7 protein-coding genes and 1 pseudogene are annotated in these 7,322 nt (G+C 53.2%); 7 read left to right on the top strand and 1 reads right to left on the bottom strand.

Translation table 11 applies throughout. The annotated features are described in order from the left end of the window. Window positions 1–198 precede the first annotated feature (198 nt). The gene (locus Q0526_RS02455; protein ID WP_298730519.1) at window positions 199–441 is read right to left on the bottom strand and encodes a hypothetical protein; all 243 of its coding nucleotides are present in this window, start codon (window positions 439–441) and stop codon (window positions 199–201) included. A gap of 45 nt (window positions 442–486) precedes the next feature. Between Q0526_RS02455 and Q0526_RS02450 the strand changes: the two genes are divergently transcribed. The 7 genes and pseudogenes from Q0526_RS02450 to Q0526_RS02420 form a co-directional block, all read left to right on the top strand. Beyond that, on the top strand, window positions 487–1,044 hold the full coding sequence (locus tag Q0526_RS02450) for a hypothetical protein (protein ID WP_298730517.1): 558 nt from the start codon (window positions 487–489) through the stop codon (window positions 1,042–1,044). 118 nt (window positions 1,045–1,162) lie between these two features. After that, window positions 1,163–2,380, top strand: a complete 1,218-nt coding sequence (gene spoIVB / locus Q0526_RS02445) for a SpoIVB peptidase (RefSeq protein WP_298730515.1) — start codon at window positions 1,163–1,165, stop codon at window positions 2,378–2,380. A gap of 299 nt (window positions 2,381–2,679) precedes the next feature. Beyond that, the gene (gene spo0A / locus Q0526_RS02440) at window positions 2,680–3,438 is read left to right on the top strand and encodes a sporulation transcription factor Spo0A (protein ID WP_298730522.1); all 759 of its coding nucleotides are present in this window, start codon (window positions 2,680–2,682) and stop codon (window positions 3,436–3,438) included. Between the two features lie 254 nt (window positions 3,439–3,692). Next, window positions 3,693–4,832 carry a 2-C-methyl-D-erythritol 2,4-cyclodiphosphate synthase gene (gene ispF / locus Q0526_RS02435; RefSeq protein ID WP_298730513.1) on the top strand — a complete coding sequence of 380 codons (1,140 nt, stop codon included), beginning with the start codon at window positions 3,693–3,695 and terminating at the stop codon, window positions 4,830–4,832. A gap of 45 nt (window positions 4,833–4,877) precedes the next feature. After that, a complete protein-coding gene (cdaA, locus tag Q0526_RS02430; protein WP_298730511.1) occupies window positions 4,878–5,780 on the top strand; it encodes a diadenylate cyclase CdaA in 903 nt (300 codons plus the stop codon). Continuing rightward, the gene (locus tag Q0526_RS02425; RefSeq protein WP_298730509.1) at window positions 5,764–7,062 is read left to right on the top strand and encodes a CdaR family protein; all 1,299 of its coding nucleotides are present in this window, start codon (window positions 5,764–5,766) and stop codon (window positions 7,060–7,062) included. The genes cdaA and Q0526_RS02425 overlap by 17 nt, the downstream gene beginning before the upstream one ends. Before the next feature lie 22 nt (window positions 7,063–7,084). Next, window positions 7,085–7,322 (top strand): annotated as a pseudogene (locus tag Q0526_RS02420) (hypothetical protein); the annotation flags it as partial.

Below are 7,322 nucleotides of genomic sequence, written 5' to 3'. Positions count from 1 at the left end.
AGGTTCTAGTTCCCTTAAAAGAGTGTGGGTTCAAATCCCTTCATCCGCACCAAATCCCGAACACGTAAGTGTTCGGGATTTTTCTTTGCCGCTTTTTGCAAGGTTGAAAAGGGGCATAGGTTACCTGCTACCGGGGACACTGTATTCTTGCGGTGGACTCTTGCCTATACAAGATCTCCTATATTATAATTAAAAAGATTAGGGCTTTCTCTCTATTGTGTGAGAGGCGGAAAAGAAGACCGAATTAGAGTGGGTAGGATTTGCCCCTGTAAGCCCAAAGAAAGACGTAAAAACTACGGAAAGAAGGCTACCATGTCCATCACAAGAAAAATTTACTTTGCCAGATTGGCGGGGCGATGCGTGATTTTGGCAATCTGCATTGCTTTGAGTTTGTTGTGCAAGGATTGTTTTTCCGTGTTGGACGGGTTTGGCTTTTTCCAAAGGTTATCTCCCTTGCATTTTTTGTGGGGAATTTGGGTTATTGATATGCTCTTGCAAATCATTCCGATTAAAAAGAAAGTGCCGGTGGGGTCCCAAAAACTTTTCACCAATCGATTTCAACCTATTCGGGAGAAGGTCAATTATGAGGCACTGGAGCGCTACATCATCAGCACCCCCAAGGCTGCGTACAAAGTGTTTTTGCTCTGGTGTGTACTTATTGCCGGAATCGGGGTACTGTATTATACCCATGCGTTGGATAAAATTCAGTTGTTTTTGATTTCGGTGTTCTTCTATGTATGCGATTTAATCTGTGTCCTTATCTGGTGTCCCTTTCGCCTGATTATGAAAAATCGCTGCTGTACTACCTGTCGGATCTTCAACTGGGATCATCTGATGATGTTTTCGCCGCTGATTTTTATGGGTGGCTTTTATGCGACCTCTTTGGTGGTCCTGTCGGCCGCTGCATGGCTGGTGTGGGAATTATGCGTTATGATGTATCCGGAACGTTTTTGGGATCATTCCAATGCGGCGCTGCAGTGTTCGGCGTGTACCGATAAGCTCTGCACTCAATACTGCCAAAAACTTCGTCCAGAACAAAGATAAGGTCCACAAGCACCTCAACGCCTAGTGCGTTGAGGTGCTTGCTTTTGCTGCCCATACAGAGATTTTTGTAATAATTTGCCCCCCTGCTGCATAGGCTAACCCGCAGGGGGGATGCTTTATGCCCAAACAGCGAATCCGACGCGGACTGTTGGCGTTGTTGCTTTGCCTGCTGGTGCTGTGCGGTGGAGTATGGGGATTACTGACTACGGCTTTGCCGGACACATTTTACACAACCGGAGAAACAGCGGAGCTGCAAATTGCGTCGATGCCGTGGGTGCGGGTGAGTTCTGCGCAAAAGGAGGTGGCGCAGGCGGGGCGTGCCCAAGGGGACACCAGCCAAAATGTTACACTGGCTTTGTTTGGCGCGATTCCGGTCAAGACGGTTCGCACGGTGAGTGTGGAAAGCCGTAACGTGCAAGTCTGCGGGTGTCCGTTTGGCGTCAAGATGTTCTCTGACGGTGCATTGGTGGTTGCGTTTTCCGATCAGTACACCCGTTTGGGCACGGAAAATCCGGCCAAAGAGGCCGGGCTTAAGCTGGGGGACTTGATTGTTTCGGCCGGAGGGCACGTGGTGCGCAGCAATGAGGAGCTGACACAGGCTATTACCGCGGCCAACGGCACACCGATTTCTGTTGTATATCTGCGGGATGGGGTGCGGCATACCACCACGCTGACGCCGGTGCAGGATGCTGCCACCGGTGCTTACCGGGCAGGCTTATGGGTACGGGACTCCAGTGCAGGGATCGGGACGATGACTTTTTTGGACCCGGCTAACGGAACCTTTGCCGGGTTGGGACATGCCATCAGCGATACGGATACCGGTGCGGACATCACATTGCTTTCGGGGGAGATCGTGCCGGTGGTGGTGACAGGCTGTGTAAAGGGGACTGCGGGAAGTCCCGGTGAGCTGCGAGGAGAATTTTCGGCTGCTACGGCAGGGACGGTATTGGCCAATGATACCACCGGCGTGTATGGGCGGTATACTGCTGCAACAATGGGGCAAAGCTGCCTTGTGCGGCAGCCGCAAGAGATTGCGTTGGGGGATGCAGAGATCTGGACAACCATTTCTGGCAGTACGCCGAAAGCCTATTCAGTGCGCATTGAGCGGGTCAATATGACTAGCGGAGACCCGAATCGGAATCTACTGCTCAAAGTGACGGATCCGGAACTACTTGCGGCCACCGGGGGAATTGTGCAGGGGATGAGCGGATCGCCCATTGTGCAGGACGGCTGCCTTGTGGGGGCGGTGACCCACGTGTTGGTCAATGACCCCACGCGGGGATATGGCATATTTGCCACCACGATGCTGGAAAAGACGGATGCAATCGCACCATGACAAAAGAAGACTAAACTGGGAAAAATGGGAAATAATTCCACAGACTAAACAAGAGGGTTTTCGACGAAAAAAGAAAAAATGCGCTGTAAAACTGCGTTTTTTTGAAAAAACTCCAAAAAGCGGTCGAACGAAAGTTGCGGCAAACCAGAAAAAAACTGGAAAATGCTCTTGCGATAACTGGAAAAATATGGTAAAATTTCCATCGTAAACGAAACCCGGCGTAACAGGCGTGCTGCACAGGAATGGCGCAGAAATCGCCCGAAAGCCTTGAAACCGAGATATGTCTGGAGGATATGACGATGGAAAAAATCAAGTTCGTGATGACCGATACCGGTGCCCAAGTCTCTGCTTCGTGCCGTCAGGCACTGGAGGCCAAGGGGGTAGCGGTGACTGTCTGCGAGAAAAACGGCAACAAGGCATTGGAAACCTTACTCAATGTGCACCCGCAGGCGGTTTTGCTGGATGCCTTTATGCCGGATTTGGACGCGATTACAGTCAAACAGCGGTATGAGGCACAGAATACCAGCGGCACGCGGACGACCTTCTTTGTTACCGGGGCTTTCCAGAGCGAGGAAATTGAGCAGGAACTGCTGGATAACGGTTTTTCGTTTTTCTTTGTCAAACCTTTTGATGAGAGCGTTTTGGTGAACCGTGTATTCAAAGCCGCGGGCAGCAGTAATCGCCCGCAGGCCAATTCGCAGGATTCTGACGAGATGACCGTTACCGAAATTCTGCATCAAATCGGTGTGCCGGCGCATATCAAAGGATACCAATTTCTGCGCGATGCCATTCTTTTGACGACGGAGGATCACGGCTATATCAACGCGGTGACCAAGCGTCTGTATCCCGAGATTGCCAAACGCAATGGGACGACGGCCAGCCGCGTGGAGCGTGCGATCCGTCATGCCATCGAGGTGGCATGGGACCGAGGAGACGTGGATACTTTAAACAGCTATTTTGGCTATACCATTCACAATCTGCGTGGAAAGCCCACCAACAGCGAGTTCATTGCCATGATCGCCGACAAAATTCGGCTGGACAAAAAGCGTCGTGCTTGATACGGAGTGCCAGATCCTTCCCAAAACGGGGGATCTGGTATTTTTTATGGGCGGGAAGAGGACCTGCTGACTGTCTTGTGCGGGGGACAGTGTGCAAACAACAGAAAATACAGGGAAAAAGATGGGGTGCCGCCGGAAGAAAACCGGAGGCATTTTTTTCGCAGTGCACAAAAAATCCTAAGGATTTTAGTGGATTTTTTCCTGATGACCCTGTATAATAAACGTATATAAATTATAGAAGGGAAGTGCGCTCTGTGTCGAATCAATCCTTGCCGCAAGTTACGGCCATTCTGGTGGCAGCAGGGGCATCGCGCCGCATGGGGTTTGATAAGCTCAGCTATCGTTTGTCGGATGGACAAACCGTGCTGGAAAAAAGCTGTCATGCGCTGGCATCTCACCCGGCGGTTACGCAGGTGGTTTTGGTGGCAGGAGCCAACCGTGCGCAATGTGAGCAGATCGCAGCGGCCTGCCCCAAGCCCTGTGTGGTGGTGGAGGGCGGGGCTACCCGTGCCGACAGTGTGCGAAACGGCCTGCAAGCGGCAGAAGGAGAGCTGGTGGCAATCCACGATGCGGCACGTCCCTTTGTAAGTCAGTCGGTGATTACGGCGGCGTTGGAGGCGGCGGCGCGTACTGGGGCTGCCGCACCGGCGGTACCGGTCAAAGATACGATCAAAATTGTAGGCGAAGGCAATCAGGTGGCAGCTACGCCGGATCGCTCTACGCTCTACGCGGTGCAGACCCCCCAGTGCTTTTCTCGGCAGAAATATCTGCAAGCGCTGGCCAGTGTGACCGGTGAAAAAGCCCGTCAGGTAACCGACGATTGCAGCTTGTTTGAATTGGCTGGAATGCCCGTGGTTCTGACCGAAGGCAGCTATGGAAACTATAAGATCACAACGCGAGAGGACCTTCAAAAGGAGAAGACGATGCGAATCGGACATGGATATGATGTTCACCGTTTGGTAGAGGGACGCAAACTGATTTTGGGCGGTGTGGAAATTCCGTACGAAAAAGGTTTGCTGGGACATTCTGACGCAGACGTTCTGTTGCATGCTGTGATGGATGCGGTGCTGGGCGCTGCTGCGTTGGGAGACATCGGCAAGCATTTCCCTGATACGGACCCGGCTTATAAGGGGGCGGATTCGTTGGCGCTGACCCGGGCGGTGGCGGCATTGATTCGCCAGCACGGGTATACCGTTGGCAATATCGATGCCACCATTCTGTGTCAGGCGCCTAAACTGGCGCCCCACATTGCAGCGATGCGGCAAAATATTGCTGCGGCCTTTGAGGTCCCGGTGGAAGCCATCAGCGTAAAAACAACCACCGAAGAGCATCTGGGATTCACCGGTGAAGGACTTGGCATTGCCGCCCATGCGGTGGCTTTGCTGGAAGCGTAAACGAATCGTATACTTACCTAGGCGGGGAAGGGGGCCCGGCGGTCCATGTTGCAAAACCAAATGATCTCAGCGATCGCCAGTACATTGCGCGTGTTTGATCCTGTATCCGACACGCTGGATATCTTAATCATTTCCTTCGCGTTTTATCAGCTGATTCAGTTCGCGCGCAAGTCCCGTGCCGGTCAGTTGGTTCGCGGTATTCTGTTGATTATCATTTTTTACGGCTTGGCCTATGTGATGAATCTGCGGACCGTTACATGGGTGCTCAACAATGTGTTGACCATCGGCTTTACGGCTGCTGTGGTGATTTTCCAACCGGAATTGCGCAGAACGCTGGAACGGATGGGCCAGACCACGGTATGGGCCGGGCGGTTGTTCGGCAACCGACGTGCGGACCCCTCTTTGCGTGGGGTATGGCAAAGCGCAGTGGTAGCCATTTGTGATGCCGCTGAACAGTTGTCCGATACGCGCACCGGTGCTTTGATGGTGCTGGAACGCAAAAACAATCTGGAAGAGATCATCCGCACCGGTACGCCGATGCATGCGGATGTTATCCCCGAGATGCTGGGGACGATTTTCTACGAAGGCACGCCGCTGCACGATGGTGCGGTGGTAATTCGGGACGGTGTGATTGTGGCAGCGGGCTGCGTGCTGCCTTTGTCCAACAATCTGGAAATGGGCAAGGACATGGGTACCCGCCACCGCGCCGGTTTGGGTATGAGTGAAAACTCCGATGCGATCATTGTGATCGTCAGTGAGGAAACCGGCATTATTTCTATGGCGAAAAACGGTGTGCTGATTCGCCGTCTGGACCGGCAGAATCTCTTCAATCTGTTGCAAGAAGAGATCGTTCCGCCGGAAGAAGCGGCGGAAAAGCGGGTGTCGGTCTCGGGACTGAAAAATATGCTGCGCAAAGGGGGCACACAAAACCATGCAAAAGCCGAATAACGCGGGGCCGCAGGCCCCTGCGGGACGCAAATCGCTGTGGGATCATCCGGCGTTTTCGCTGTTGTTGGCACTTCTGTGCGGATTTGTCGCGTGGACGGTTGTTACGGTGTATGTGGACCCGCAAGGATCCAGCACCGTTACGGATGTCCCCATCAATTATGCAAACTCGGCCTCCACGTATACATCGCAGGGATTGGATATCGTGGAAAAACCTGATATTGAAACGGTTGACGTTAAGGTATATGGCAACAGTACCATCATCGGTAATATCAAAAATTCCGATATTATGGTGTATCCCAGCTATTCGGGGGTCAGCGGTGCGGGGCGCGTGACGCTACGGCTGCAGGCCCGGTTGGTTAACACCACCGATTTCCCGGGAGATATTGAGTGTACCGTGGAAAATCCCAAAACCATTGATGTGGTTTTTGATGAAGTCAGCGAGAAAACTTTGCCGGTGACGGTAGATGCCTCGGCTGTGTCGGTGGCGGACGGCTATATGCTCAACAAGACGGCCTCGGTTCCCACCGAGATCACATTGCGCGGTCCCACCAGTGAATTGGATCAGATTGCTTCGGTGGTTGCCACTGTGGACAGTGAAACGGACTTGGCGGATACCACTACGGTGCCGGCTACGCTGGAGCTTCGTGACGAAAACGGCGCGGTCTTTACACCGCAGTATACCACCATGGACAGCGAGACCGCCAATGTCACGCTGACGGTTTATCAGGTGCGGGAACTGCCGTTGGTGGTGGATTTCATCGGCACGCCCAGCAACTTTGACACAAGCTGTTTGAAATACTCTCTCAACCAGACCACGCTGCGGGTGGCGGGACCTGCCCGGACCATCAGCGCACTGGAAGAATTGACGGGGACGGATTTCGACCTCGCCCGTGAATTTGAACCGGACCGGGATTATCAACGCTTGGTTGAACTGCCGGCGGGCATTGTTTCACTGGACGGTGTGACCAGCGTTACCCTCAGCTTTGATACCACGGATATGGACTCTACCAAGCTGAACATTTCCAACATCAAGGCGATCAACGTCCCCAGCAACTATGAGCTGGAGATTTTGTCCAGCGTGGTGTCGGGGGTTACCCTTTACGGTCCTGCGGATGAGATTGCCAGCCTTTCGGCAGATAGTGTGGTGGCACAAATTGATTGCCAAAGCGTGAACCTGACGGTGGGGCAGCAGTCCATCCCGGTCACCATTCAGATCCCTTCTTCCACACGGATCTTTGCTACTGGTAGTTATACGGTCCAGTGTGAAGTGGTCGCCAAATAAATTTCCCCAAAGGAATTTGCCTATGCTTTTGGTTCGCAATATTCGCCTGCCGCTGACCTGCCCCGACCCGGATGCCGAGGCAGGAGCGCAGGCGCTGCGAATCCTGCATGTGCCGCCGGTACGGGTGGCACATTGCGGGGTCGCAAAACTTTCGGTGGATGCCCGGCACGGTAAACCGGTGCTGGTATACACCATAGCAGTCACACTCAACGACGAGGGTGAGGAATCGGCTTTGGCCGGGGCCTCGCCCTGTGTCTGTT

This window comes from uncultured Subdoligranulum sp., assembly GCF_937890665.1.
This window is presented reverse-complemented; position numbering and strand designations above follow the sequence as displayed.